We start from the raw sequence: 25,888 nt of genomic DNA on the forward strand, positions 1-25,888 counted from the left end.
GGCTGCGCTTTTCTCCCCAGACTTTCAGGATTGAGAAGATGAAAGCCAATATCCATCCCGACTACCACACCATCAAGGTCGTGATGACCGATGGCACCGAATACATGACCCGCTCGACCTGGGGCAAGGAAGGCGATACGATGAACCTCGATATCGACCCGACCACCCATCCGGCCTGGACGGGCGGTTCGCAGACCCTGCTCGATCGCGGCGGTCGCGTTACCAAGTTCAAGAACCGTTTCGGCAATCTCGGCATCTAATCCGGTTTGCATGGTTCAAAAGGCCCCGCTTCGGCGGGGTTTTTTATTGCCTGAATTTGCGAAGACCGGCAGCGCCCTGTATTTCTGTGCTTTTGCAGCGGAAAGCACGATGGAACAAGCGCAAGGCAGCCTGTTGATTGCCGGAACATCGCATGTCGGGAAAACCACATTCGCGGCAAAGCTGGCGAACGCCCTTGGATGGCATCTTGATTCCACCGACCGGCTTGCGCGCCATCCGGGGCGTCCCTGGCCCGCGCCGCCGCCCGCCGTCATGGAATTTTACACATCCCTTTCCTCCGAAACCATTCATTGGTTCCTGAGGGTTCATCACGCGAACATGCGGCCTCTCCTGCAACGGAGAATCGAGGACATGCACCGTACCCACAGGGGCTTCATCCTCGAAGGCTCGGCCCTGCGCCCGGAATATATCGCGAACCTTGCGCCGGCATCGGCAGTCAGCGTCTTCCTTCATGCGGAGGCAGGCTTCCTGCGCGAGCGAATATGCCGCGAGGCGGATTATGATCATGCCGATGCCCATACCCGCACCGCCATTGACCGGTTCATCGAACGTTCGCTGCGCGACAATATCGAGCTGGAGGCCGCTGCACGGCGGCACGGGATGAAACGGGTGAATGTCGCTGATCGAAATGCGCTGGACGGCTTGTACGAAGAACTGTTGCAGCGGTTTGCCGACGAGAACAATGCGCAATAAAAAAACTCCCGGATGACCGGGAGTTTTGCAGCATTGTTGCGAGCGCGAGAAATCAGGCGCTCAGCTTTTCCATCACTTCGTCGCTGACTTCGAAGTTGGTGTAGACGTTCTGCACATCGTCATCGTCTTCGAGCACGTTGAGAAGCTTGAGAACCGAACGGGCCTTTTCCTCGTCCAGTTCGGTATTGGTCTGCGGCTTCCAGATCGTCTTGATCGATTCGGCTTCGCCGAGCGAAGCTTCCAGAGCCTTCGACACGTCGCCGATATCCTCGAAGGCGCAGATGATGACGTGTTCTTCTTCGCCGGACTGCACATCGTCGGCACCGGCTTCGATGGCCGCTTCCATGACCTTGTCGGCATCGCCGACGGAAGCCTTGTAGACGATTTCGCCAACGCGGTCGAACATGAACGACACCGAGCCGGTTTCGCCCAGCGCGCCGCCCGACTTCGTGAAGGCTGCGCGCACGTTGGAGGCCGTGCGGTTGCGGTTGTCCGTCAGCGCTTCCACGATGACCGATACGCCGCCGGGGCCGCGGCCCTCATAGCGCACTTCATCGTAATTCTCGCCGTCATTGCCGGCGGCCTTCTTGATGGCGCGCTCGATATTGTCCTTCGGCATGGACTGCGCCTTGGCGTTCTGGATCGCCAGACGCAGGCGCGGGTTCATCGCAGGGTCAGGCAGACCCTGCTTGGCGGCGACGGTGATTTCGCGCCCGAGCTTGGAAAACATTTTCGACCGCACCGCATCCTGACGGCCCTTGCGGTGCATGATATTCTTAAACTGTGAATGGCCTGCCATGGCACCCCTGTTCTGTTTAAAATGCTGCGCACGGAGAAAGCGTCACGCATGAAACAGAGATCAAGCAGAGAAGGGCCGCATGTCGGGCCACAGTGCTTTCCGTGCAGAATGGCGGCGTTATAAGGAATTCAGGCCCATTCGTCCAGCAAAAGCGCCACAGGCATCGATTCCCTGTCAATAAAGGCAATATCGCTCGACCGGGCAGACAAAGAAGATTATCTATAAATTCATGATTCAGCCCGCCCAGAACACGCCCGGCGAAACCATCGCCGCCCGCATCAGCCGCATTCTTGCCGACCGCATCATTGCGGGCGAGATCGAGCCCGGCACGAAATTGCGACAGGATCACATTGCCGAAGAATTCGAGACCAGCCATGTGCCGGTGCGCGAAGCATTCCGGCGGCTGGAGGCGCAAGGCCTTGCCGTTTCCGAGCCGCGGCGCGGTGTCAGGGTCGCGTCGTTCGATATAGGCGAGATCCGGGAAGTGGCGGAAATGCGGGCCGCCCTGGAGGGGCTGGCGCTGCGCCATGCCGCGCCGCACATCACGCAGGCAACGCTCGATGCCGCCGAACAGGCAACACTGGAAGGCGACAAGTCCCGCGATGTCAGAAGCTGGGAAGACGCCAACCGCCGCTTCCATCGGCTCATCCTCGAACCGTGCAACATGCCGCGCCTGCTGGCCGCCATCGATGATCTTCACGCCGCCAGCGCCCGGTTTCTCTTTGCCACATGGCGCTCGGAATGGGAAACCCGCACCGACCACGACCATCGCGCCATATTGCGGGCGCTGCGCGAGAGCGATGTGGAGAGCGCTGTCACCATACTTGCCCGCCATGTGCAATGGATCGGACATCGCCCGGTCAAGACGGCCTCCGGCAAGACGCGCGATTCGTTTGCGATCGTGGGCTGATGCTGGCGCAACGCACCGTTCCGTTTGCGCCGCCTCTTGCGTTTATCGTCAGGGACGCTACAAAGATATAGATCGTGTCCCGATTTTATCTATAATTTGAGGAAGCCATGACGACCATCACCCAGACACGCCCATCCTTCAGCCCGCTCAACCTGGAATCCCGCTCCCCTGTGATGCGCCTTGCAGCCGTTGCGCTGGGCACGCTGGTTCTCGCTGTCTCATCGCAGATCGAAGTTCCAATGATTCCGGTTCCGATCACGTTGCAGACCCTGATCGTTCCGCTGATCGGCGCGCTCTACGGCTGGCGTCTTGGCATGGCCACGGTTCTGGCCTGGCTCGGCGAAGCCATGCTCGGCCTGCCGGTTCTGGCTGGCGGCGCCGGTGGTCTTGCCCATTTCGCAGGCCCGACCGCAGGCTATCTCGCTTCCTTCCCGATCATTGCCGCGCTGACCGGCTATCTGGCCGAACGCGGCTGGAACGGTTCCCGCGTCGGCCTCGCCTTCGTTTCGTTCCTTGCCGCCAATGTGATCTGCCTTGCGCTTGGCGCCGTCTGGCTGTCGGGCATCATCGGCGTTGAAAAGGCCGTTGCCCTTGGCGTGACGCCGTTCCTCATCGGCGCTCTCATCAAGTCGGCTCTCGGCGCTGCCACCCTCAAGGCCATCGCCCGCGACGGCAAGGCCTGATCGGTCCCGTGACCATACGCCTGCGCGGCCATCACCTCCTTTGCATGCTGACCTATGTCGGCAAAGGCTACAGCCCGGCTTTCGTCGAAAACTACGACAGGATTGCCGGGCGGCTGAGCGAAGGGGAAGATATTCTTCTGGTCGATGGTCCTGACGATATTTGCGCGCCCCTGCTCTGCGGGGGCGATTGTCATTGCCACGAAGCGAGCATCCGTGAGCGCGACCGGCTGGCAATGGAGGCCGTGGGCGATCTTCTCGGCCTGACGCTTTCCACACAAAGCCCTTTCGCACTCGACACGGAGCGGCTTGCCGCAATGCGCGGCGCCTTTGCAGACGGCATGGTGCGCAAAGCCTGCGAGCGCTGCGAATGGTCCGACCTCTGCACGCGCATTGCCACGACGGACCGGTTTCACGGCGTCAAAATAACAAGGCCACCCAGCTCGGCATGAGATGGGTGGCTTTTTTACAGAGCCTTACTGCTGGCTCTTGCGCTTTCGCCGCGCCAGCATGTTGAGCGCCTCGACCAGCGCCGAGAAACCCATGGCGGCATAGATATAGCCCTTCGGTACATGAAAGCCGAACCCATCGGCAATCAGCGTCATGCCGATCATCAGCAGAAAGCCCAGCGCCAGCATGACGATGGTGGGGTTCGCCGCGATGAAGCGCGACAGCGGATCGGCTGCGAGCAGCATGACGGTAACGGCAGCGATCACGGCAATGACCATGATGGCGATCTCGTCCGTCATGCCGACGGCGGTGATGATCGAATCGACCGAGAAAACCAGATCGAGAATGAGAATCTGCACGATGGCGGCACCCATGGTGAGTTGCGCCACCTTGCCGCCGATATTTTCCTTGCCGTCATCGGGATCGACCGTGTGGTGAATTTCCTTGGTCGCCTTCCAGACAAGAAACAGACCGCCGGCAATCAGGATGATATCACGCCACGAAAAGCCGTGTCCGAACGCCTCGAAGATCGGGTCCTTGAGCTGGACGATGATCGAGATCGTGAAAAGAAGCGCCAGACGCAGAATGAGCGCCGCACCGATACCGATGCGCCGCGCGCGGGCCTGCTGCGAAGCGGGAAGCTTGTTGGTGAGGATCGAGATGAAGATCAGATTGTCGATACCGAGGACGACTTCCATCGTCACCAGCGTAACCAGCGCGGCCCAGCCGGCGGGGGTCGAAAGAAATCCCAGATATTCGGCAAAAAAATCCATTGCGTTGCGTCCCCTTGCGAAAAAACTCGTTGCAAGGAGATAGGAACGCCAAAAGCCCGTTCAACCGGCAGAAAGCTGCGGGACGACAATAGAGCGTCGCCAACAGATAACATCATGCTTCGACTGAAAATAAGACGTTATCGCCAGAATGCCGGAATGGTTTCTTCCAGATGCGGGCCGATGCGCAAGGGAGCGGCCTTTTCGGCCAGCCCCGTGCGGTCGGAAATCTCCATGCCGACACCGCAGATGGTCGCCGGACCATTTGCCGCCTCGAAACGCCCTTTCGGCACTTTCGACAGGAAGCGGTTGAGCGGCTCTTCCTTGTCCATGCCGAGCGAGGAATCGTAATCGCCGCACATGCCTGCATCGGACATATAGGCCGTGCCGTTGCGCAAAATCTGGCAATCGGCGGTCGGGACATGCGTATGCGTGCCGACAACGGCGCTGGCGCGGCCATCGACGAAATGACCGAAGCACTGCTTTTCGCTCGTCGCTTCGGCATGGAAATCGAAGAAGACGGCATCGGCCTGTTCGCCAAGCGGACAGGCTTCGAGGATTTTCTCGGCCGCGATGAACGGATCATCGAGATCGGGATGCATGAACACGCGGCCCATCACATTCGACACCAGAACGCGCGCGCCGTTTTTGGCGATGTAAAGCCCCTCCCCCTTTCCGGCGGTGCCTTTCGGAAAGTTGGCCGGGCGCAGAAAGCGGTCTTCGCGCCTGGAGAAATCCAGCGCCTCGCGCTGGTCCCAGACGTGGTTGCCGGTCGTGACGACATCGGCGCCCGCACGAATGGTATCGTGGAAAATCTCTTCCGTAATGCCAAAACCGCCCGCGGCGTTTTCACCGTTGACGATGACGAAGTCCAGCTTCAGATCGGAAATCAGCCCCGGCAGTTTTTCATATACTGCGGTGCGGCCCGACCGGCCCACCATATCACCAAGAAAAAGCAATCTCATGAGATTGCCTTATAAACCTGCGCCGAGCGAACGCAAGCCGCTCTCGGTCAGTATCTGGTTGAGCGCGATATCATGCGGCTCATCGGGCACGTGCTCGACCTCCTGGCAGTCGAAGGCCATGCCGATCAGAAGCGGTTGCAGGCCCCGCTCGGTGAAACGCGCCAGCGCACGGTCGTAATGTCCGGCACCATAGCCGAGCCGATACCCGCGCCGGTCGAAGCCCGCAAGCGGCATCACCATGAGCGCCGGATCGACCACCGGCGCATCGTCTCCCGGCCCCATCGTGCCGAAACCCGTCTGGCGCAACCTGGCGTCAGGCAGATATTCGCGAAAGACGATTGTTTCCTTGTCCAGAACGACAGGAAGACAAAGCCGCGCGCCCTTGGCGCGAAGCGCCGACAATAATGGGCGCGGATCGATTTCGGAGCGGATCGGCCAGTAGCCCGCAATCAACGTGCCTTTGGGAACATTGATTGCCGCCTCGCCCTTTTTGGCGGCGGCCAGCGAAGCCTCGTAATGAAAGCGCGGATCGAGCGCATCGCGAACCGCCAGGACCTTGCGTCTAAGCTCCTGCTTTTCCAGACCGGGGCTGCGCTCCGTTGCCGTCATTCCAAGCCTCTTCCTGATGTCGCGTTGCATCATGCAGTGGAACCGCAAAGGGCCGATCCGTCAAGTGATCGATGGGTGCATTGCACCGGCCGGGACAAGATCGCCCCGCCGCAGGCACAGATTTTGCAGGAGAAGGAAGAAAGCGGCGACCACGACGACCGATGGTAGTGATTGATCCCGGGAACCTACAAAGTAGGTGGGCGCCATATGCGAAAGCCCGCAAGCCTTCACAGGGACAGCTCCCTTAGAGATCAATAAGGCCCCGGGGATGCTGTTACACCTGTCGGGAAGCGCAGTTCGCCAAGCGCCAATATAGTACCTGCCTGATGCGAACACCAGTGGCTTGGACGGGCTCAACAGGAAATCTTTTCGGAAAAACGCGAACAGGATCAGCTGTTGCGGGGGGCGATGCGCGACGCCACCTGTTCCAGGCGCGACGCCACATCCGACAGCATGCCGGTCAGGGCGGCATCGTTGCTGTCGGCCCGGCCAAGCGCCTCATCGCGCGCGCGGCGCAGCGTCTCGACCTCCCTCTCCAGGCCGCTGATGCGCTTTTGCATTTCCGCCATCTCGTCCATCACCATGATCCCGGCCATGACGGTCAGGCGCAGGTCGCCGATCTCGCCGAAGGCGGTTTTCAGATGCGTGACATATTGATCGAAACGGTCGGCGAGCCCGGACAGATGCTCTTCCTGTCCTTCGTCGCAGGCCATGCGGTAGGCCTTGCCATCGATGGTAACGGTTACGGTCGCTATGGTAGCCTCCTATCGGTCCAGAACGGCGCGGATTGTCTCCATCGCAGTCACGAGGCGGCGCGAAACCTCTCGGTTTGCGGCTTCCAGCCGCTCGGCGCGCGCTTCCGACTGGTCGAGTTCCTGGGCGAGACGGCTGCGATCCGCATTCATACGCTGCACCTCCTCCTCGGCCTCGGCGAAATCGCCTTCCTTGTCCAGCCGCAGATCGACCGCCTGTTCAAGCGTATTGAGTGCCTTTTCCAGCCGTTCCAAGACTTGCCTGAGGGTCGTATCGGGTGCCATCCATATCCTTTCCAATGCCAATTCGCGGACCAATTCGCGCGCCAGACCTGGGTATCGAATCGCGCCTGCGGGACGGGCATCTTTGAAAAGATTGTAATAATCGCCCGTCCGATAAGCAACAAATGAGGGGCTTATGTGAACGTTCATGCACCGTTATCGATGCAAAAACGGCTTTTCAGTGGTTGTCCAACAGCTTTTCGCACAACTCAATCGATTAGTCGCGGACAGTTTATTGCCCAAAACTCATCGGTTTATTGACTCCTTATACGCAGGTGCTATGTGTCCCGGTGCCTTCTGGAGCATGATCCCGAAACGCATGACGCCGTTTTGGACACGCATCGTGCTCAGGCAAAAGGCATCGCCGCAACCCCGTTAACCCCTCCCAAGGAAAGACGGCTGAGACCATGACCAATTCCGACAAACAAAACCAGATGGCCAACGCAATCCGCTTCCTGTCCATGGACGCGGTCGAGAAGGCCAATTCGGGCCATCCCGGACTGCCAATGGGTGCAGCCGATATAGCGACGACGCTTTATACCCGTTTTCTCTCGCACGACCCGCAGAACCCGCACTGGCCGGATCGTGACCGTTTCGTGCTTTCCGCCGGCCACGGCTCGATGCTGCTCTATTCGCTGCTCTATCTTTCGGGCTACGAAGACATCACCATCGACGAGATCAAGAATTTCCGCCAGCTTGGCAGCCGCACCGCAGGCCACCCGGAATACGGGCACGCCGCCGGCATCGAAACCACGACCGGCCCGCTCGGACAGGGCATTGCCAACGCCGTCGGCATGGCGCTTTCCGAACGCATCCTCAATGCGCAGTTCGGCGACAGCCTCGTCAACCACTACACCTATGTGATCGCCGGTGACGGCTGCCTCATGGAAGGCATCAGCCAGGAAGCCATCGCGCTTGCGGGCCACCTGAAGCTCAACAAGCTGATCGTGTTCTGGGACGACAACAACATCTCCATCGACGGCCCGATCACGCTTTCCGACAATACCAACCAGCCTGCCCGTTTCGCCGCTTCCGGCTGGAACACCATGGCGGTTGACGGCCACGACCAGGATGCGATCGCCAAGGCGGTTGAACTGGCCAGGGTTTCGGACCGCCCGACGCTGATCGCCTGCAAGACGACCATCGGCTTCGGCGCACCGAACAAGGCCGGCACCAACAAGGTGCATGGTTCGCCTCTGGGCGCGGAAGAAATCGCCGCCACCCGCAAGGCGCTTGGCTGGAGCGCGGAACCCTTTGTCGTTCCGGCTGAAGTTCTCGATGCATGGCGCGTGGCCGGCCTCAATGCAGCCAAGAAGCGTCAGGAATGGGAAAAGCGCCTGGCCGCCGTCGACGCGGAAACCCGCGCCGAATTCGAGCGCCGCATGCGTGGCGAACTGCCTTCCAATTTCGATGCCGCCATCGTCGAATACAAGAAGAAGCTTTCCGCCGACAAGCCGAAGGTCGCAACCCGCAAATCTTCGGAAATGGCTCTGGAAGTCATCAATGGCGTCGTGCCGGAAACCATCGGCGGTTCCGCCGATCTCACCGGCTCGAACAACACCAAGACCAGCCAGACCAAGGCGATTACGCCGGAAGATTACGGCCAGCGTTACGTCCATTACGGCATCCGTGAGCACGGCATGGCCGCGGCCATGAACGGCATGACGCTGCATGGCGGCCTGATCCCTTACGGCGGCACTTTCATGTGCTTCTCGGATTATTGCCGTCCGGCCATGCGTCTTTCCTCGCTGATGGGCATCCGCGTCGTCTATGTCATGACGCATGATTCCATCGGTCTTGGTGAAGACGGCCCGACCCACCAGCCGGTCGAGCATCTGGCTGCGCTGCGCGCCATTCCGAACCACAATGTGTTCCGTCCGGCCGACGCTGTCGAGGCGGCGGAGTGCTGGCAGATCGCCCTGCATTCGAAGACGACCCCCTCGACGCTGGCGCTCACCCGCCAGAACCTGCCGACGGTGCGCACCGAGCATCGCGACGAGAACCTTTGCGCATTCGGCGCCTACGAGCTTGCCGCCGCGAGCAACGACGCCAAGGTGACGATCTTCGCGACCGGCTCGGAAGTGGAAATCGCGCTCAAGGCCCGCGACCTGCTGGAAGGCAAGGGCATTCCTGCCCGCGTTGTTTCGGTGCCTTGCTTCGAGCTTTTCGAACAGCAGAGCGATGCCTACAAGGATGCCACCATCGGCGATGCGCCGGTCAAGGTGGCGATCGAAGCGGCCATCTCGCTTGGCTGGGAACGCTTCATCGGCGAAAACGGCATATTCATCGGCATGAAGGGCTTCGGCGCTTCGGGCGAGATCAACGATCTCTACAAGCATTTCGGCATCACGGCGGAACATGCCGCCGAAGCTGCGGAAAAGAAGCTCAACGCCGCATGATTTTGAAAACGCCGGCGCGGCAAAGCGCCGGCGTTTCTTGTTTTGGACCTATCAGTCCGGTTTAGAGCGGTTCCAGTTGAAACGGAGTCGCTGGAACAGCTCTAAACATTTATTTCGTCGCATTATCCTACGCAAAACCGCTTCGCACTTTTGCTGGAAATGCTCTGAACGCATCGCAAGGTGCAGAACCCTATCGGGAGATTAAGAGAAAATGGCAGTTCGCGTCGCAATCAACGGTTTTGGCCGCATTGGCCGCAACATCCTTCGCGCTATCGTCGAGTCGGGCCGCACCGACATTCAGGTCGTGGCCATCAACGACCTCGGCCCGGTCGAAACCAATGCGCATCTTCTGCGTTATGACAGCGTTCATGGCCGTTTCCCCAAGGAAGTAAAGGTTGCAGGCGACACGATCGACGTCGGCTACGGCCCGATCAAGGTTCACGCCGTCCGCAACCCGGCCGAACTGCCGTGGAAGGAAGAAGGCGTCGATATCGCGCTCGAATGCACCGGCATCTTCACCGCGCGCGACAAGGCAGCCCTTCATCTTGAAGCCGGCGCCAAGCGCGTCATCGTTTCGGCGCCTGCCGACGGCGCTGACCTCACGGTCGTCTATGGCGTCAACCACGACAAGCTGACCAAGGACCATCAGGTCATTTCGAACGCTTCGTGCACCACCAACTGCCTTGCGCCGGTGGCCCAGGTTCTCAACGATGTCATCGGCATCGAAAAGGGCTTCATGACCACGATCCACTCCTATACGGGCGACCAGCCGACGCTGGACACCATGCACAAGGATCTCTACCGCGCCCGCGCAGCCGCCCTTTCCATGATCCCGACCTCGACGGGCGCAGCCAAGGCTGTCGGCCTCGTTCTGCCGGAACTGAAGGGCAAGCTCGATGGCGTCGCCATCCGCGTGCCGACCCCGAACGTCTCGGTCGTCGATCTCACCTTCATCGCCAAGCGCGAAACGACTGTCGATGAAGTCAACAATGCCATCCGCGAAGCCGCCAATGGCCGCCTCAAGGGCATCCTCGGCTACACGGACGAGCCGCTTGTCTCGCACGACTTCAACCACGACCCGCATTCCTCCGTCTTCCACATGGACCAGACCAAGGTCATGGAAGGCACCATGGTGCGCATCCTGACGTGGTACGACAATGAGTGGGGCTTCTCCAACCGCATGGGCGATACCGCTGTCGCCTTCGGCAAGCTGATCTAAGCCTGCAACCATGTTTCGCGCCCTTCTCCCCACCGTTGCGCGCTGGCGTCCGCTGGAAGGAGAAGGGCTCGAACATCTCAATATCGGCCCCACCGGCCGCACCATCCGCGCTGAAAGCGTGGTGATTGGCGACCGCGGCGGCAACCCCTACGGCCTGCGCTACAGCATCGATTGCAGCAGCGCCTGGCATGTCCTCCATTTCCTCATCGAAACCACATCCGGCCAGCGGCTGGAGCTCGTTTCCGATGGCGATGGCCGCTGGAACACGATGGCGGGCGATCCGTTGCCGCAGTTCGACGGCTGTATCGATATCGATCTGGCGGGGACGCCCTTCACCAACACGCTGCCCATCCGCCGTCTTGGCCTCACGCCCGAAAGCGGCACGGTGCAGCTCGAAATGCTATACGTGCCGTTTGACAGTTTTCGCCCGTTCCGCGACACGCAGCGTTACACCTGCCTTGAGGAAGGGCGACGCTATCGCTACGAGGCAGCCGACCGCACCTTCACCGCCGAATTGCCTGTCGATGAAGACGGGCTCGTCACCGATTATCCAACCCTTTTCCGGCGGGTGCCTGTCTGAGCAAGATTGCTCGATGGCTGCCGGAACAATGTTCAGGGAGAAAACTCATGGGTTTCCGCACTCTCGATGATGCCGACGTCAAGTCCAAGCGCGTGCTGGTCCGCGTGGACCTCAACGTGCCGATGGCCAATGGCGAAGTCACCGACCTTACCCGCATCGAGCGCATCGTTCCGACCATCGCGGAACTGTCGAAGAAGGGCGCGAAAGTCATCCTGCTTGCCCATTTCGGCCGTCCGAAGGGCGTTGCCTCGGATGAAAACTCGCTGAAGCATGTCGTGAAGCCGCTGTCCAAAGTTCTGGGTCACGGCGTTCATTTTGCCGAGGACTGCATCGGCGACAAGGCCAGGGCCGCCGTCGATGCGCTCAAGGACGGCGATGTCCTGCTTCTGGAAAATACCCGTTTCCACAAGGGCGAGGAAAAGAACGATCCTGAATTCGTGCAGGCGCTTGCCGCCAATGGCGATCTCTATGTGAACGACGCCTTTTCCGCCGCGCACCGCGCCCATGCCTCGACGGAAGGCCTGGCCCATGTCCTGCCCGCCTATGCCGGCCGCGCCATGCAGGCCGAACTGGAAGCACTCGAAAAAGGCCTTGGCAATCCGGCCCGTCCGGTCGTCGCCATTGTCGGCGGCGCCAAGGTTTCGACCAAGCTCGACCTTTTGTCCAACCTGATTGAAAAGGTCGATGCGCTCGTCATCGGCGGCGGCATGGCCAATACCTTCCTTGCAGCCAAGGGCCACGATGTCGGCAAGTCGCTCTGCGAGCATGAGCTGGCCTCGACCGCACGCGAAATCATGGCCAAGGCCGAAACCACCAAATGCGCGATCATCCTGCCGGTGGATGCAGTCGTGGGCTGGCACTTTGCCGCCGACACACCGCACCAGACCTATGGCGTGGATTCGGTGCCGAGCGACGGCATGATCCTCGATGCGGGCGCGCTTTCGACCGATCTCATCGCCTCGGCCATCGACGATGCGGCAACGCTGGTCTGGAACGGCCCGCTTGGCGCCTTCGAACTGCATCCGTTCGATGCGGCGACGGTCAAGACCGCAAAGCATGTCGCAGCCCGCACCAAGGCAGGCAAGCTGGTTTCGGTCGGCGGCGGCGGCGACACGGTCGCAGCCCTCAACCATGCGGGCGTGGCCGACGACTTCACCTATATCTCGACCGCTGGCGGCGCTTTCCTCGAATGGATGGAAGGCAAGCCGCTTCCCGGCGTCGATGTGCTGAAGAAATAATGCGATAAATCATGCCCACATAGCCCGGCTGCCGCCGGGCTTATTTTTTGGGCGTCAGTTTCAAAAGCCGCCCCGGATTATCATCCTCGATCAGCCAGATGGCGCCATCCGGCCCGACAGTCACATCACGGATACGGTTTTCCATTTCAAAGCGCCCGGCCTCATCCGCCTTGCCATCCTTGTCGATCTCGACCCGCACCAGCGCCGTGGAGGCAAGCCCTCCGATCAGCGCCGAACCGCGCCAGTCGGGAAACATGTCCCCCTCGTAGAAGGCCAGCCCTGCCGGGGCGATCACCGGCGTCCAATAGACCAGCGGCGGCTCGAATTCGGGCCGCGTCTTGTGGCGCGGGATCGGCCTGCCGCTGTAATTGTCGCCATTGGAGACCAGCGGCCAGCCGTAATTGAGACCGGGCTTGATGAGATTGAACTCGTCACCGCCACGCGGCCCCATCTCATGCTCCCAGAGCTTTCCGTCGGGGCCGAAAGCCAGCCCGTACGGGTTGCGGTGGCCGGTCGACCAGGTCAGCGCACGAATACCGCCTTCGCTGGCATGGGGATTGTCCTTCGGCACCGAACCATCCGGATTCATACGCAGGATTCTCCCCATCGGAGCCGCATCGTCCTGCGCTGTCGCCGGCTGCATACGATCGCCGACGGAAAAGAACAGATGCCTGCCATCGGGTGCAAATGCGATAATGCCGCCCGGCTGACCGCCGCGAGCCGCCACATCCTGTTTCCAGATCGTCGTCCTGTCCTTCAGCGCGGCCTTGCCGTCGCCTTCCTCCAGCACGCCACGCGCCAGCACCACGCTGCTGCCATTCTTCGCCGGTTCGTTATAGGAAAAATAGACCGCCCTGCTCTTCTTGAAGTCCGGTGCAGGCGCGATATCAAGCAGGCCGTTCTGGCCGCCAAAGGCGACTTCCGGCACGCCGCTCACGGCGGTCTTCTCACCCGATTGCGTGACGATGAAAATCCTGCCCCCCTTCTCGGTCAGAAGGAGCCTCCCATCCGGCAGGAAGGCGATCGCCCACGGCGTATCGAATTCGCCAACCGGCGTTACCGTAAATGGAACGTTTGTTTCGGCCTGTCTGTCTCCGGCATTGATGCTCTCAGCCGAAGCGCCCGGCACCGGCAGGCCAACCATCGATGCCGCCAGAACGAGCGGCAGGCTCAAAAGGGCGTGTCGCATATCTCCTCCTCATACTCGAAAACGGGCAGAGTTACCTCGCTGGTTTCTTACATGGGGTCGATTGGCGAATATCAAGACGCCTTTTGCCGGAAACGGCGGAAAGACGATCGGATAATGGCTAAACCGTTTGAAAAATATTTCAACCGTTTCAATGACTTGTGCTTGCCACAGTTTTACCCGACACTTTCCGCATCTCTGACAGAAGGAGCATTGCGAATGACCGAACGTCTTGAAGATATTGCGATTTCTCTGGTGGCGAAGGGCAAGGGCATTCTGGCCGCGGACGAAAGCTCCGGCACCATCAAGAAGCGCTTTGACGCGATCAACCTTGCCTCGACGGAGAACACACGCCGCGACTATCGCGAGATGCTGTTGCGCGCCGACGATGCGATGAAGAACTATATTTCAGGCGTCATTCTCTATGATGAGACTATCCGGCAGAAGGCCCGCGACGGCACGCCGCTTGTTGACATCATTCGCAGGGCGGGCGCCATTCCCGGCATCAAGGTGGATGCGGGTGCAAAGCCGCTTGCAGCTTTCGAGGGCGAAACCATCACCGAGGGGCTCGACGGCCTGCGGGAGCGGCTGGCCGAATATTACGGCCTTGGCGCGCGTTTTGCAAAATGGCGCGCGGTAATTTCCATTTCGGACGGCCTGCCCACATGGTGCGCGGTGAAACAGAACGCGCAGGCCCTGGCCCGCTATGCAGCGCTCTGTCAGGAAGCGACCATCGTCCCCATCGTCGAGCCGGAAGTGCTGATGGACGGCAAGCCGGGCAACCATACCATCGACCGCTGCTATGACGTGACGGAATGGGTTTTGAAAACCGTCTTTACCGAACTCTATGACGCGCGCGTCAGGCTGGAAGGCATGATCCTCAAGCCGAACATGGTCATCGACGGGAAGAACGCCCGCAAGGCTTCCGTCGAGGAAGTGGCGGAAAAAACCGTGCGCTGTTTCCGCAACACGGTTCCGGCAGCGGTTCCGGGCATCGCCTTCCTTTCCGGCGGACAAACGGGCGAAGAGGCCACAGCCCATCTGTCCGCGATGAATGCGGGCTTCGACATGCCATGGAAAATGACCTTCTCCTATGGCCGTGCATTGCAGGCAGCAGCACTGGAGGCCTGGGGCGGCAAGGACGAGAACATCGCGGCCGGCGAGCGTGCTTTCGCGCACCGGGCGAGGATGAACGGCCTTGCCGCTACCGGCGGCTGGAAGAAGGATATGGAAAAGGCGGCTGAAGCGGCTTGAGCCGCCTTTTCACCCCTCATGCAGGTGGAAGCCCACCGCCAGCGCCATGGCCAGGATGGAAATCACACCGATTTTCCAGAAATCGCTGCGCCGCTTCAGCCCCGGCAGGCCGAATGGTTTGATGATGTGCAATCCCATCAGGAGAACCAGCAATAGGGGCAGGATTTTGGTCACAAGGCACCTCTCTGCCTCCTTGTGGCCCAGCACTGGGGATACTGCAAGGCGAGGACGCAAAATGTCGCCGCTTTCTACCGGGGCTGCGATCTTCATCTTAAGTTCCATGGACGAAGTTTCCCTGCTGGGCTTAAACTGTCGCATGGAGGCGATGAAAAGCGCATGGAGGAGATGGGCCGCAAACAGGCCGATCTGGCGCTTTCATCCTGAGACTAATCACGACGCAACAGCGCCTTATCGATAAGGCCTTGCGCGTGTTTCTGGGAGGAACAGCATGACTTCGAAATATGCCGAAACCTATGCCGCATGGCAGAACGATCCCGAAGGCTTCTGGGCGGATGCCGCGGCGGCAATAGACTGGTTCAAGCCGTGGGAACAGGTTTTCGCAGGCGACGAAGGCGTCTATGGCCGCTGGTACGCCGGGGCTGAATGCAACACCTGCTACAATGCGCTCGACCGCCACGTCGCCAACGGGCGCGGCGATCAGGTCGCGCTGATCTATGAAAGCCCGGTCACGGCCACGCTGCGCAAGTTCACCTATCGCGCGCTTCTGGAAGAGGTTGAGGCGCTGTCCGCCGTCATGCTGGATAACGGCGTGAAGAAGGGCGACCGCGTTCTCATCTACATGCCGATGGTGCCGGAAGCAGCCGTTGCCATGCTCGCCTCGGCGCGCATCGGGGCCATTCATTCCGTCGTGTTCGGCGGGTTTGCCGCCAATGAACTTGCCACCCGCATTGACGATGCAAAGCCCGTGATGATTATTGCCGGTTCCTGCGGCATCGAGCCGACGCGCGTGGTGCCCTATCAGGCTATGCTCGACAAGGCGATTGCGCTTGCCCGCCATAAGGTCGGCCATTGCATCATTCTCCAGCGCGAGCAGCATGGCCACGAGCCGGTGGCCGGACGCGACATCGATTATCGCGAAGCCGTCGATGCCGCGCGTGGCCGCCATGTCCCTTGCGTGCCGGTGGCCGCGACAGACCCGCTCTATGTGCTCTACACCTCCGGCACGACCGGCGAGCCGAAAGGCGTCGTGCGCGACAATGGCGGGCATATGGTGGCGCTCGTCTGGTCGATGAAACATGTCTTCGGCGTCGAGCCCGGCCAGGTGTGGTGGGCGGCATCCGATGTGGGCTGGGTCGTCGGCCATTCCTATATCGTCTATGCGCCGCTTCTCCTTGGCGCGACCAGCATTCTCTTTGAAGGCAAGCCTGTCGGCACCCCGGATGCGGGCGAATATTGGCGCATCATCGAAGAACATGGTGTCGAGGTGATGTTCACCGCGCCGACGGCGCTGCGCGCCATCAAGAAGGAGGACGCCGACGGGCATTTCGTGCGCCGCCACGATCTTTCCGGATTCCGCGCCCTTTATCTTGCCGGCGAGCGCGCCGATCCCGACACGATCCATTGGGCCGAAAACCTGCTTGGCCGTCCGGTGATCGACCATTGGTGGCAGACGGAAAGCGGCTGGCCGATGGTCGCCAATCCGCTCGGCCTTGGCCTTCTGGAAACAAAATACGGCTCGCCTGCCGTCTGCCTTCCGGGCTATGACATTCGCGTGCTGGACGATGAGGGGCATGAAGTGGAACGCGGCACGCTCGGCAATATCCTCATCAAGCTGCCGCTGCCGCCCGGCTGCCTGCCGACGCTGTGGAACGCCGACGAGCGGTTCCGCAAGGCCTATCTCAACGAGTTTCCGGGTTACTACAAGACCGCCGATGCGGGCTATATGGACGAGGACGGCTATCTCTATATCATGAGCCGCACCGACGACATCATCAATGTCGCCGGGCACCGCCTCTCCACGGGCGCGATGGAAGAGGTTCTCTCCAGCCATCCCGATGTGGCGGAATGCGCGGTGCTTGGCATATCCGACCCACTCAAGGGACAGGTTCCCTGCGGTTTCCTCGTGCTGAAATCCAATATCGACCGCGATCCCAAGGAGGTCGAGAAGGAATGCGTCAGCATGATTCGCGACGCCATCGGCCCGGTCGCCGCCTTCCGTCTGGCGCTCACGGTCAAGCGTCTGCCGAAGACCCGGTCCGGCAAGATCCTGCGCTCCACCATCCAGAAAATCGCCGACGGCCAGGAATGGAAGCTGCCCGCGACCATCGACGATCCGGCCATTCTGGACGAAATCAGCGCCGTCCTGCGCGAGCGTCACACCGGCCTCGCCTTTGTCTGACCGCCTGACCGACTGACCGAGTGAGGCCGAAGCGATTGACCGGCGATTTTCGCCGGTCCACGCTCCATGCAGTGCAACTCCGGCTATATGGCAGCGCCCCGCTATGAGGGGTGAGGTTGCGATCCCGCATCATCAGGCAGATAATAAGCCAGACATTTGCTCCTGACAGATAGCTGTCAGGAGGGGTGTGCGATATTGCGTATCCAAGGATGAGGGAGTTATCACCATGGCACTCGCAATCGCACCACTGATCGCAGTTTTGAAGGCATACAGGCGCAGGCAGGATGAACGCCGCCGGTTTGTCCGCACGCAGCGCGCCCTCGACGGTCTGCCGAAGGACCTGCGCAAGGATCTGGGCTGGCCGGACCGCTATCTGGAACAGCGCAAAACCAGCTATTGTAACGGAGAGTAAGACCGGGATGCGCCGCGCGGACCGCCTTTTCCAGATTGTCCAGCACCTGCGTGGTGGCAGGCTTGTCACCGCGCGCCAGCTGGCCGAACGGCTGGAAGTTTCCGAACGCACCATCTATCGCGACATTTCCGATCTGCAATCCACCGGCGTTCCCATCGATGGCGAAGCCGGGGTCGGCTATATTCTGCGGCAGGGTTTTGAACTCCCGCCCCTCATGTTCACGCGCGACGAGATTGTCGCGCTCGTCGCCGGTGCACGCCTTATCCGCGCATGGGGCGGCGTTTCCATGGCGCGCGGCGCGGAAGAGGCTCTGGTCAAGATCGAGGCCGTTCTGCCGAAGGAAGAGCGCGCCCGCATCACCGGCACCCAGATTCATGCGCCGACGGCCAGCATCAGCATGGACGAACGCCGCATCATCGATGCGGTGGAGCGCGCCGTCGATCGGGGCAATGTGCTCAATATTCGCTACCGCGATCTGGAATCGCGCGAAAGCGAGCGTGATATTCGTCCGCTCGGCCTGTGGTTCTGGGGCAAGGTCTGGACGGTGATCGGCTGGTGCGAATTGCGCAATGCTTTCCGCACATTCCGCACGGATCGGATCATGGAAGCAAATGATGCGGGCCGTCTCTTCCGGGCCGAACGCGGCAAGACGCTCGCCGATTTCTATCGCCTCATGGAATTGAGCGAATACAACGCCTTCAAGGACTGAAGCATGATCCAGCCGGCCTCAATCGAAAGCGGGAAAAGCCGCGGATCGGGCCGGACATCCTTTCCGCGCTCCTGAGCCAGCCAACACAGCCAGGCTCCGTCTCCCGCTCCCTCCAATTCGGCTTCCCCAAAATTTACTTTTACGTCAATGTAAAATTATCTTCTCCTGCCAGGCATCCTTCATTATCTTCGCCCCGTAATCCGGGAGAAGACCATGAAAGACATTTTCAAAAATCTCGTGCCGCCGCCCACCGCGCAACTGCTTGGCTGGGAACTGATCGACGTCAATGAGGAGAAGGGCACGATCAGGCTTGCTTTCCATCCTGACGAGCGGATGCTCAACCCGCGCGGCACGGTTCAGGGCGGGATCGTTGCTGCCATGCTCGACGATACGATGGTGCCGGCACTTTATGCGCTGACCGGCGGGCAATATCTGGCCTCGACCATTGATCTCAATGTGAGTTTCATCCGCCCGGTGCAGCCCGGACGCGTCATCGCCGAAGGACGAGTGGTCAATCGTGGGCGCTCGGTCGTTTTCATGGAAGCCGAGCTTCTGAGCGAGGATGGCAAGCTTCTGGCACGCGCCACCTCATCCGGCATCCCTATCGAACTTCCCAAATAAAAACCCGGCCTGCGCCGGGTCAGATTGATGACAAACCCCTCGATTTTTGGCCGCAGTCAAAAACGAGGGGTTTTGATTCCGATCTGTTCACGTTTTGAATCTGTGACGTTCCGTGAATCTGAGCCCATTTTGACCCTGCCGGAGGTTTGTCAGCAGCCTGACCCGGCCTGCGCCGGGTTATCTGTAACGCCGAAGCACAGTCCGCCCGCTGGATCACAGGCGGACTGGTTTCGATTATTCTTCGTCGTCTTCGTCGTCCGTGTTGGAACCCTTGAGCGAGGAAAGCTTGGCAAAAACCTTGTCTGCGTCCAGCTCTTCTTCGGCAGGCTGCTCGTCGCGATAATCGAAATTTTCGGTCGCGGAAGCAGGCAACAGGGTGCTGTCCGATTCCGGTGCGGCCGGACGGTTGCGCGCGGCGCGTTCGACTTCGATATCGAGATCGATCTGCGAGCAGAGGCCGAGCGTCACCGGGTCCATCGCGGTCAGATTGGCCGAATTCCAGTGCGTGCGGTTGCGAATCTGCTCGATGGTCGACTTGGTCGTGCCGATCAGGCGCGAAATCTGCGCATCCTTCAGCTCCGGATGGTTACGCACCAGCCACAGAATCGCATTCGGGCGATCCTGACGCTTGGAAAGCGGCGTGTAACGCGGGCCCTTGCGCTTGGCTTCCGGCACACGCACCTTCGGCTCGGAAAGCTTCAGGCGGTAATAAGGGTCCTTTTCGCCTTTCGCGATCTCTTCACGCGAAATCTGGCCGGTGATGACCGGGTCCAGACCCTTGATGCCCTGAGAGGCTTCACCATCGGCAATAGCCTTCACTTCCAGCGGGTGCAGCTTGCAGAAAGCGGCAATCTGGTCAAACGACAGCGCCGTATTATCGACAAGCCAAACGGCCGTTGCCTTCGGCATAAGAAGCTGGGTGGCCATTAGATATAATCCTTCTGTTCGTCCGCTCCGGTGGCGCGGGACGTGGGCAAAACCACAATTTCCGGGAAATCACGGCCTATATATCGTTTTTTTGTCGCGAGGGCAAGAATGGCTCTGGAGCTTAAGCAATATCAAGCACGATCTTGCCAATATGCTTCCCCTCCTCCATGCGCTCATGCGCGCGCCAGGCGTCCTTGAGCGAAAAGATCATGTCCATCACCGGCGCAACACGGCGCTGCGCCAGAAGCGGCCAGACCTTCGCCTCCAGTTCTCGCGCGATGCCGGCCTTGAAGTCAACGGCGCGCGGACGCAGCGTGGAACCGGTATGGGTCAGGCGCTTGGTCATCAACAGCGCGAAATTGGCCGTGGCCTTCGCGCCATTGAGAAACGCGATCTGCACGATGCGTCCGTCCTCGGCGGCTGCCTTGTAATTGCGTTCGACATAATCACCGCCGACCATGTCGAGAATCACATTGGCGCCTTTGCCCCCGGTCATTTCCCTGACGACCGCGACAAAATCCTCTTGCCTGTAATTGACGGCGCGATCCGCGCCGAGCTTCACGCAGGCATCGCATTTTTCCTTCGATCCTGCGGTGGCGATCACCGTCGCGCCAAATGCCTTTGCAAGCTGGATCGCCGTCGTGCCGATACCGGACGACCCGCCATGAACCAGAAAAACCTCTCCCTTCTTCAGCCCGCCGCGTTCGAACACATTGTGCCAGACGGTGAAGAAAGTTTCGGGGATCGCCGCCGCCTCGATATAGCCATAGCCGGAAGGCAGCGGCAGCGCATTGGTTTCATGCACGACGGCATATTCGGCGTAGCCGCCACCGGCCAGCAGCGCGACCACCTGATCGCCAATCTTGAAGCGCTTGACGCCGCTGCCGACCGCGACGATATCACCGGCAATCTCCAGCCCTGGAATATCCGACGCGCCGGGCGGCGGCGCATAGTGGCCCTGTCGCTGCAACACATCGGGCCGGTTGACACCGGCCGCACGCACCCGCACCAGAATTTCCCCTTCCTTCGGGTCCGGCACCGAGCGCTGCACGGGACGCAGCATATGCGGTCCGCCCGGCTCGGAGATTTCGATCGCGGTCATCCGGGAAGGCAAGTCGGACATCATGTTCAAGACTCCATTCAGATTTCTAGAGCGGTTCCTGTTTTAGCGGAATCGTTGGAACCGCTCTATCTATTTGTTTTTGCCGCATTTCCGAACGCAAAACCGTTTCACACTTTTGGCTCGAAAATGCTCTAGCCCCACGCACCGTCGCAGAAATGCCGCATGGCGGATGCAAGACATGGCATTAGGGAAATGGTCATCGATTTTCCCGAATATATATGCGACGATTCAAGGTGTTAAATCTTTTCTGAGCCATCATTGACCACGGAGGACGGCTATGAGCGGTTTTGATGAGGATGTGGTGAAGCCCCGCAACAGCGTGGCATTGAGCGAGGAGGAACTGTCTCTGCTTTCGGTCACGGAGATCGACCAGCGCATTGCCCTGCTGCAATCCGAAATAGAGCGATTGAAGACAGAACGCCTCAAGAAGGGTGACAGCCGCGCTGCGGCGGAAGCATTGTTTCGATGAGGCAATCCCGGAAATGGAAACCGGTCGGGAACCATTTCCGGGCAAAATGCTTTGGACTCTGATCGGAATCCGATTTCAAAACCAGCCCCAGCCTTGAGAAGCCTATGGAGGCTTCCGCAAATTTGGCCATGATCGCGGCCTCCAGATTTCGGGAATGAAATTTTGCGTATTTATATCCAGGTTCTGGCCCTTCTCTGCGGCACAGCCTTCCTCCTCATCGCTTCGGGACTTCATGGCCTTCTGCTGCCGCTGCGCGGTGGCGCGGAGGGCTTTTCGGTCACATCGCTCGGCATGCTCGGCACCACCTGGGCCGGCGGGTTTGTGGCTGGCTGTCTTTTCGCCCCGCGCCTTGTGCGGCGCGTCGGCCATGTGCGGGCATTTGGCTGTTTTGCGGCGTCGGCGGCGATCATCGCCCTTCTGTCCGGCATTTTCGTGGATGCAACGATCTGGGTGTTGCTGCGCGCCTTCACCGGTTTTTCCATGGCCGGTGCCTTCATGGTCATCGAAAGCTGGCTGAACGAGCGCGCGACCAACGAAACGCGCGGCAAGATTTTCGGCATGTATATGATGGTCAATTATGGGGCCACCATGACCGGCCAGATGCTGGTGGCGGCAGGCAATGTACGCTCGGACCACCTGTTCATGATCTGCGGCGTGTTTTTCTGCCTGGCCCTTATTCCAACCGCGATCTCCACCGCCGTGAGCCCCAAGCCGCTGACCGAGGTGCAACTCGATCTCAAGGCGCTCTATCGCAACTCCCCTGCGGCTTTCGTGGGCTGCATCCTGATCGGCATCGCCAATGGTGCCTGGGGGACGCTGGGTGCTGTTTTCGGGGCAAAGTCAGGCATTTCGACCACCGAAATCGCCGTGATGGTCAGCGTCACCATAGCAGCCGGTGCCCTGATGCAGATTCCGATCGGGCGCATTTCCGATCTGGTCGACCGGCGTTTCGTGCTGGCAAGCGTAGCGGCGCTGGCGGCCCTGGTCGGGCTCACAGCCTTTCTTCTCGCGCCTTCCAGCGGCCCCGTCATCATCGCGATGACCGGCTGCTATGGAGCGCTCGCCTATGCGCTTTACCCCGTTGCCGTCGCCCATGCCAATGATCACGCAACATCGGAAAGCTTTGTGAAAGTATCAAGCGGGCTGCTGCTGCTTTATGGTTTCGGCACCATGCTCGGGCCGCTGCTGGCGGCGGCGGCCATGGATATCTTCTGGCCGTCCGGCCTCTTCGCCGTCACCATGCTCGCGCATATCTCCATCACCGGCTACGCCCTGTTCCGCTCCCGCAAGCGCGCTTCCGTTCCAAAGGAAGACAAGGATCAGTTCAAGAGCATGCCTTCCGAACGCGGTGCAACACCCGAAGCGCTGAACCTTGACCCCAGGGCAGAGACGGAAGGATGACGGACGTTGAAAAATAGAGCTGATCAAAGAGTTTAATCAATCTGTTTGGCGGCTGAGGCACAGCCGCCAAGACTGCATTCCGGCATCTCACCCGATGCGAACGGCCCTGCCATTCATAAAGCATGCCGTAGTCCCGACAAGAACGCGCACGGCTCGTCAAAGCCGTTCGGCCTCCTGTATCGATGGCTTGAGACGCCTTGTCGAACCGCGATCGAAGCGCGGCTTCCCTGTCAGTGACGTGTTACCTGGGATCTCAGTTTTTCAATCTGGTCCTTGAGCATAAGCTTCTTGCGCTTGAGAGATGCAACGTGCAGGTCGTCCATCGCCGGTGACGCCATGGCTTCGGAAATTTCCTGCTCCAGAGCGCCATGCTTCTTTTCGAGCGTGGCAAGATGGGACTCGATGGCCATCATCAGATCTCCTTTGGTTGATTTCCCTGGTTTTACGGAACAGCGCGAACCTCGTTTGTCCGTTTGTCCGCCATCCCGCCATTCAACCTGCATGAAACGCCCGGCACACCTCCTGTATTCCGGGCCAGACACGCAGTCCCGGCTGCCAAGGATGCGGTGTTGTTGTCGCCTTCTACAGCCGCCGTCCATGACAGAACCATGACAGTTTGGCACGAGTTGGATGCAAAGTCGATTTTGTCGTGGTAGCATTTTCCTGACGCGAAAAATGTGATAAGGGCTTCGCCGGAAACGGGCTGACGCCGCACCTTTCATGGTTTGGCGCGGCCCGTAAAACTATTCAACAGAACGGGGCACCGCATGTCCGATCAGGAACAGGCCGAAATCAGATTGGCCGTCGCACGACTGAAACAGGAACACGCGGATTTCGATGCTGCCATCAACGCCATGATAGCGGTTGGCTGCGACCAATTGCGCGTCCAGCGCATGAAGAAGAAAAAACTCGCAATCAAGGACAAGTTGCAGGAGATGGAAGATCGGGTCATCCCCGACATCATCGCCTGAATGCCCACAATGATCCAGGACAGAGCCGGGGTTCACCCGGCTCTGTCATTTTCATATCATCCCGAACACATATGAAAGAAGCGGAGCAGGAAGATCAATGAGCGTTACGGCCGATGTCGCCATCATCATGGGAAGCCAGTCCGACTGGGAAACCATGCGCCATGCAGCAGACACACTGGAAGCACTCGGCATTTCCTTCGATGCCCGGATCGTTTCCGCGCATCGCACGCCTGATCGGCTCGTTGCCTTTGCCAAGGGCGCCAAGGCGGAAGGGTTCAAGGTCGTCATCGCAGGCGCGGGCGGCGCGGCCCACCTGCCCGGCATGGCCGCAGCCATGACGCCGCTGCCTGTCTTCGGCGTCCCGGTCCAGTCCAAGGCGCTTTCGGGCCAGGATTCGCTTCTGTCCATCGTGCAGATGCCAGTCGGCATTCCCGTCGGAACGCTCGCCATCGGCCGCGCTGGCGCAGTCAATGCCGCCCTCCTCGCCGCAGCCGTTCTGGCGCTTTATGATGAAGCGCTTGCCGCCCGCCTTGACGAGTGGCGCACGGCGCAAACGGAAAGCGTGGCCGAGCGCCCTTCGAACGAGGCCTGACATGAAAAATTCTCCACTTCGGCCCGGCGCAACCATCGGCATTATCGGCGGCGGCCAGCTTGGCAGAATGCTTGCCATGGCTGCGGCACGCCTGGGCTTTGAAACCGTAATCCTGGAACCACAGGCCGATTGTCCGGCAGCACAGGTCGCCAATCGCCAGATTGTGGCCGCCTATGACAATCCGAAGGCGCTCGCAGACCTTGCGGCAGGCTCCGACGTCATCACCTACGAATTCGAGAACGTGCCGGTCAGCGCCGCCGACAGGCTGGCCGAAACGGCGCTGGTCTTTCCGCCGCCTGCCGCACTCGAAGTTTCGCAGGATCGTTTTACGGAAAAGCAGTTCCTCAACGAAAGCGATATCGCGACAGCGCCCTGGCGCCTTGTGGACGACGAAGAAACGCTGATCGCGGCTCTCGGCGCGCTTGGCGCGCGCGGCATCCTCAAGACGCGGCGTCTGGGCTATGACGGCAAGGGGCAGGTCCGCCTGACATCGCTTGACGAGACGGAAGCCCACAAGGCGCTTCTCGCGATCAATCGCGCCCCTGCAATCCTCGAAGGCTTCGTCGATTTCGAGCGCGAAGTCTCGGTCATCGCAGCGCGTGACCGCAACGGCACCATCGCGATCTTCGATATTGCCGAAAACGTGCACAAGGACGGCATTCTTGCAACGTCGACTGTCCCCGCCGCCATTTCCGATAGCACGGCGGAAGAAGCCCGCAAGGCCGCCACAAAGCTTCTGAACGCGCTTGATTATGTCGGCGTGCTGGGGCTTGAATTCTTCGTCCTGGCCGATGGCACGCTTCTGGCAAATGAATTCGCCCCGCGCGTCCACAATTCGGGCCACTGGACGGAAGCAGCCTGCGCCATTTCACAGTTTGAACAGCACATCCGCGCTGTCGCCGGATTGCCCTTGGGCAACACCGACCGGCATTCGGATTGCGTGATGGAAAACCTGATCGGCAACGATATCGAAAAGGTGCCTGCGATTCTCTCCGAAAAGAACGCAGTGCTGCATCTTTACGGTAAAAAGGAAGCACGTCCGGGCCGCAAGATGGGCCATGTGACGCGTATCCACACCCGTACGAAATAGGGTTTACCGGGAATCCTGTCGATTCCCGGTGAATCTTCTGCCGCCTGCCACGAATTTCAACTCCGGCGCCTTGAATCTGCGGCTCAGGAGTTGACATTTGCCTGAAACCTTGTGTATTTCGGCCGACCCTTCGGGCATCTAACAGTGCC

The 25,888-nt window shown here is 60.1% G+C and carries 30 protein-coding genes and 1 other RNA gene; 19 read left to right on the top strand and 12 right to left on the bottom strand.

Translation table 11 applies throughout. The annotated features are described in order from the left end of the window. The first annotated feature begins 38 nt into the window (after positions 1 to 38). Positions 39 to 260, top strand: coding sequence for a 50S ribosomal protein L31 (gene rpmE, locus AVM02_RS05305; RefSeq protein WP_002964804.1), 222 nt, complete (start codon positions 39 to 41; stop codon positions 258 to 260). Between the two features lie 109 nt (positions 261 to 369). Continuing rightward, positions 370 to 972 carry a hypothetical protein gene (locus AVM02_RS05310; protein ID WP_411505947.1) on the top strand — a complete coding sequence of 201 codons (603 nt, stop codon included), beginning with the start codon at positions 370 to 372 and terminating at the stop codon, positions 970 to 972. Positions 973 to 1,024: 52 nt separating this feature from the next. Here the strand turns inward: AVM02_RS05310 and AVM02_RS05315 are convergent, their stop codons facing one another. Further along, positions 1,025 to 1,771: a YebC/PmpR family DNA-binding transcriptional regulator gene (locus AVM02_RS05315; protein ID WP_411505948.1), complete on the bottom strand. Its 747-nt coding sequence runs from the start codon at positions 1,769 to 1,771 to the stop codon at positions 1,025 to 1,027. A gap of 229 nt (positions 1,772 to 2,000) precedes the next feature. Between AVM02_RS05315 and AVM02_RS05320 the strand changes: the two genes are divergently transcribed. The 3 genes from AVM02_RS05320 (at position 2,001) to AVM02_RS05330 (ending at position 3,813) form a co-directional block, all read left to right on the top strand. Further along, positions 2,001 to 2,681, top strand: a complete 681-nt coding sequence (locus AVM02_RS05320; protein WP_411505949.1) for a GntR family transcriptional regulator — start codon at positions 2,001 to 2,003, stop codon at positions 2,679 to 2,681. Between the two features lie 107 nt (positions 2,682 to 2,788). Beyond that, entirely contained in the window at positions 2,789 to 3,364 is a 576-nt protein-coding gene (locus tag AVM02_RS05325; protein ID WP_411505950.1) for a biotin transporter BioY, read from the top strand. Positions 3,365 to 3,372: 8 nt separating this feature from the next. Continuing rightward, positions 3,373 to 3,813: a DUF1284 domain-containing protein gene (locus AVM02_RS05330; RefSeq protein WP_411505951.1), complete on the top strand. Its 441-nt coding sequence runs from the start codon at positions 3,373 to 3,375 to the stop codon at positions 3,811 to 3,813. Positions 3,814 to 3,837: 24 nt separating this feature from the next. On the opposite strand, the gene AVM02_RS05335 is transcribed toward AVM02_RS05330, so the two are convergent. The 6 genes from AVM02_RS05335 to AVM02_RS05360 form a co-directional block, all read right to left on the bottom strand. Continuing rightward, positions 3,838 to 4,584, bottom strand: coding sequence for a TerC family protein (locus AVM02_RS05335; RefSeq protein WP_411505952.1), 747 nt, complete (start codon positions 4,582 to 4,584; stop codon positions 3,838 to 3,840). A gap of 137 nt (positions 4,585 to 4,721) precedes the next feature. Then, positions 4,722 to 5,546 (bottom strand): TIGR00282 family metallophosphoesterase, encoded by an 825-nt coding sequence (locus tag AVM02_RS05340; RefSeq protein WP_411505953.1) that lies wholly within the window; start codon positions 5,544 to 5,546, stop codon positions 4,722 to 4,724. A 9-nt stretch (positions 5,547 to 5,555) separates the two neighbouring features. After that, the gene (locus AVM02_RS05345) at positions 5,556 to 6,155 is read right to left on the bottom strand and encodes a 5-formyltetrahydrofolate cyclo-ligase (RefSeq protein WP_411505954.1); all 600 of its coding nucleotides are present in this window, start codon (positions 6,153 to 6,155) and stop codon (positions 5,556 to 5,558) included. 143 nt (positions 6,156 to 6,298) lie between these two features. Continuing rightward, a non-coding RNA gene (gene ssrS / locus AVM02_RS05350) (6S RNA) lies at positions 6,299 to 6,457 on the bottom strand. Positions 6,458 to 6,544: 87 nt separating this feature from the next. Then, entirely contained in the window at positions 6,545 to 6,910 is a 366-nt protein-coding gene (locus AVM02_RS05355) for a cell division protein ZapA (protein ID WP_411506014.1), read from the bottom strand. Between the two features lie 9 nt (positions 6,911 to 6,919). After that, positions 6,920 to 7,192 (bottom strand): DUF4164 domain-containing protein, encoded by a 273-nt coding sequence (locus AVM02_RS05360; RefSeq protein WP_094540354.1) that lies wholly within the window; start codon positions 7,190 to 7,192, stop codon positions 6,920 to 6,922. A gap of 404 nt (positions 7,193 to 7,596) precedes the next feature. Between AVM02_RS05360 and tkt the strand changes: the two genes are divergently transcribed. The 4 genes from tkt to AVM02_RS05380 all read left to right on the top strand — a co-directional run bounded on the left by tkt (position 7,597) and on the right by AVM02_RS05380 (position 12,625). Next, positions 7,597 to 9,588 (top strand): transketolase, encoded by a 1,992-nt coding sequence (gene tkt / locus AVM02_RS05365; protein WP_411505955.1) that lies wholly within the window; start codon positions 7,597 to 7,599, stop codon positions 9,586 to 9,588. 211 nt (positions 9,589 to 9,799) lie between these two features. Beyond that, positions 9,800 to 10,807 carry a type I glyceraldehyde-3-phosphate dehydrogenase gene (gene gap, locus AVM02_RS05370; RefSeq protein WP_411505956.1) on the top strand — a complete coding sequence of 336 codons (1,008 nt, stop codon included), beginning with the start codon at positions 9,800 to 9,802 and terminating at the stop codon, positions 10,805 to 10,807. Positions 10,808 to 10,817: 10 nt separating this feature from the next. Continuing rightward, positions 10,818 to 11,387: a putative glycolipid-binding domain-containing protein gene (locus tag AVM02_RS05375; RefSeq protein WP_411505957.1), complete on the top strand. Its 570-nt coding sequence runs from the start codon at positions 10,818 to 10,820 to the stop codon at positions 11,385 to 11,387. A gap of 47 nt (positions 11,388 to 11,434) precedes the next feature. Continuing rightward, positions 11,435 to 12,625 (top strand): phosphoglycerate kinase, encoded by a 1,191-nt coding sequence (locus AVM02_RS05380; RefSeq protein WP_411505958.1) that lies wholly within the window; start codon positions 11,435 to 11,437, stop codon positions 12,623 to 12,625. A gap of 40 nt (positions 12,626 to 12,665) precedes the next feature. Here AVM02_RS05380 and AVM02_RS05385 read toward each other — a convergent pair whose 3' ends face one another. After that, complete coding sequence (locus tag AVM02_RS05385; RefSeq protein ID WP_411505959.1) at positions 12,666 to 13,814, bottom strand: PQQ-dependent sugar dehydrogenase; 1,149 nt, start codon at positions 13,812 to 13,814, stop codon at positions 12,666 to 12,668. A 216-nt stretch (positions 13,815 to 14,030) separates the two neighbouring features. Here AVM02_RS05385 and AVM02_RS05390 point away from each other — a divergent pair, with 216 nt between their 5' ends. After that, positions 14,031 to 15,065: a class I fructose-bisphosphate aldolase gene (locus AVM02_RS05390; protein WP_411505960.1), complete on the top strand. Its 1,035-nt coding sequence runs from the start codon at positions 14,031 to 14,033 to the stop codon at positions 15,063 to 15,065. Positions 15,066 to 15,074: 9 nt separating this feature from the next. Here AVM02_RS05390 and AVM02_RS05395 read toward each other — a convergent pair whose 3' ends face one another. Further along, positions 15,075 to 15,335 carry a hypothetical protein gene (locus AVM02_RS05395; protein ID WP_411506015.1) on the bottom strand — a complete coding sequence of 87 codons (261 nt, stop codon included), beginning with the start codon at positions 15,333 to 15,335 and terminating at the stop codon, positions 15,075 to 15,077. 178 nt (positions 15,336 to 15,513) lie between these two features. On the opposite strand from AVM02_RS05395, the gene AVM02_RS05400 reads away from it, so the two are divergent. The 4 genes from AVM02_RS05400 (at position 15,514) to AVM02_RS05415 (ending at position 19,166) form a co-directional block, all read left to right on the top strand. Beyond that, positions 15,514 to 17,424, top strand: coding sequence for a propionyl-CoA synthetase (locus AVM02_RS05400; protein ID WP_411505961.1), 1,911 nt, complete (start codon positions 15,514 to 15,516; stop codon positions 17,422 to 17,424). A 226-nt stretch (positions 17,425 to 17,650) separates the two neighbouring features. Further along, positions 17,651 to 17,836, top strand: coding sequence for a hypothetical protein (locus tag AVM02_RS05405; RefSeq protein ID WP_411505962.1), 186 nt, complete (start codon positions 17,651 to 17,653; stop codon positions 17,834 to 17,836). Between the two features lie 7 nt (positions 17,837 to 17,843). Then, entirely contained in the window at positions 17,844 to 18,545 is a 702-nt protein-coding gene (locus tag AVM02_RS05410) for a helix-turn-helix transcriptional regulator (RefSeq protein ID WP_411505963.1), read from the top strand. A 213-nt stretch (positions 18,546 to 18,758) separates the two neighbouring features. Next, the gene (locus AVM02_RS05415; RefSeq protein WP_411505964.1) at positions 18,759 to 19,166 is read left to right on the top strand and encodes a PaaI family thioesterase; all 408 of its coding nucleotides are present in this window, start codon (positions 18,759 to 18,761) and stop codon (positions 19,164 to 19,166) included. Between the two features lie 234 nt (positions 19,167 to 19,400). Here AVM02_RS05415 and AVM02_RS05420 read toward each other — a convergent pair whose 3' ends face one another. Then, positions 19,401 to 20,093, bottom strand: coding sequence for a DUF1013 domain-containing protein (locus tag AVM02_RS05420; protein WP_411505965.1), 693 nt, complete (start codon positions 20,091 to 20,093; stop codon positions 19,401 to 19,403). Between the two features lie 121 nt (positions 20,094 to 20,214). Further along, complete coding sequence (locus tag AVM02_RS05425) at positions 20,215 to 21,219, bottom strand: NAD(P)H-quinone oxidoreductase (protein ID WP_411505966.1); 1,005 nt, start codon at positions 21,217 to 21,219, stop codon at positions 20,215 to 20,217. A gap of 274 nt (positions 21,220 to 21,493) precedes the next feature. Here AVM02_RS05425 and AVM02_RS05430 point away from each other — a divergent pair, with 274 nt between their 5' ends. Both AVM02_RS05430 and AVM02_RS05435 read left to right on the top strand, forming a co-directional pair. After that, positions 21,494 to 21,685, top strand: a complete 192-nt coding sequence (locus tag AVM02_RS05430) for a DUF1192 family protein (protein WP_278526752.1) — start codon at positions 21,494 to 21,496, stop codon at positions 21,683 to 21,685. A 162-nt stretch (positions 21,686 to 21,847) separates the two neighbouring features. Continuing rightward, positions 21,848 to 23,086, top strand: a complete 1,239-nt coding sequence (locus AVM02_RS05435; protein WP_411505967.1) for an MFS transporter — start codon at positions 21,848 to 21,850, stop codon at positions 23,084 to 23,086. Between the two features lie 230 nt (positions 23,087 to 23,316). Here AVM02_RS05435 and AVM02_RS05440 read toward each other — a convergent pair whose 3' ends face one another. Beyond that, positions 23,317 to 23,499: a YdcH family protein gene (locus AVM02_RS05440; protein ID WP_411505968.1), complete on the bottom strand. Its 183-nt coding sequence runs from the start codon at positions 23,497 to 23,499 to the stop codon at positions 23,317 to 23,319. A gap of 354 nt (positions 23,500 to 23,853) precedes the next feature. Here AVM02_RS05440 and AVM02_RS05445 point away from each other — a divergent pair, with 354 nt between their 5' ends. The 3 genes from AVM02_RS05445 (at position 23,854) to AVM02_RS05455 (ending at position 25,739) form a co-directional block, all read left to right on the top strand. Further along, positions 23,854 to 24,057 (top strand): YdcH family protein, encoded by a 204-nt coding sequence (locus AVM02_RS05445; RefSeq protein WP_006471281.1) that lies wholly within the window; start codon positions 23,854 to 23,856, stop codon positions 24,055 to 24,057. Positions 24,058 to 24,154: 97 nt separating this feature from the next. Further along, positions 24,155 to 24,649: a 5-(carboxyamino)imidazole ribonucleotide mutase gene (purE, locus tag AVM02_RS05450; RefSeq protein ID WP_411505969.1), complete on the top strand. Its 495-nt coding sequence runs from the start codon at positions 24,155 to 24,157 to the stop codon at positions 24,647 to 24,649. Position 24,650: 1 nt separating this feature from the next. Beyond that, positions 24,651 to 25,739, top strand: a complete 1,089-nt coding sequence (locus AVM02_RS05455; RefSeq protein ID WP_411505970.1) for a 5-(carboxyamino)imidazole ribonucleotide synthase — start codon at positions 24,651 to 24,653, stop codon at positions 25,737 to 25,739. The last annotated feature ends 149 nt before the right edge of the window (positions 25,740 to 25,888 follow it).

The sequence above is a fragment of the Brucella anthropi genome (assembly GCF_046630315.1).
In the GTDB taxonomy this organism is placed as follows: Bacteria; Pseudomonadota; Alphaproteobacteria; order Rhizobiales; family Rhizobiaceae; genus Brucella; species Brucella anthropi_A.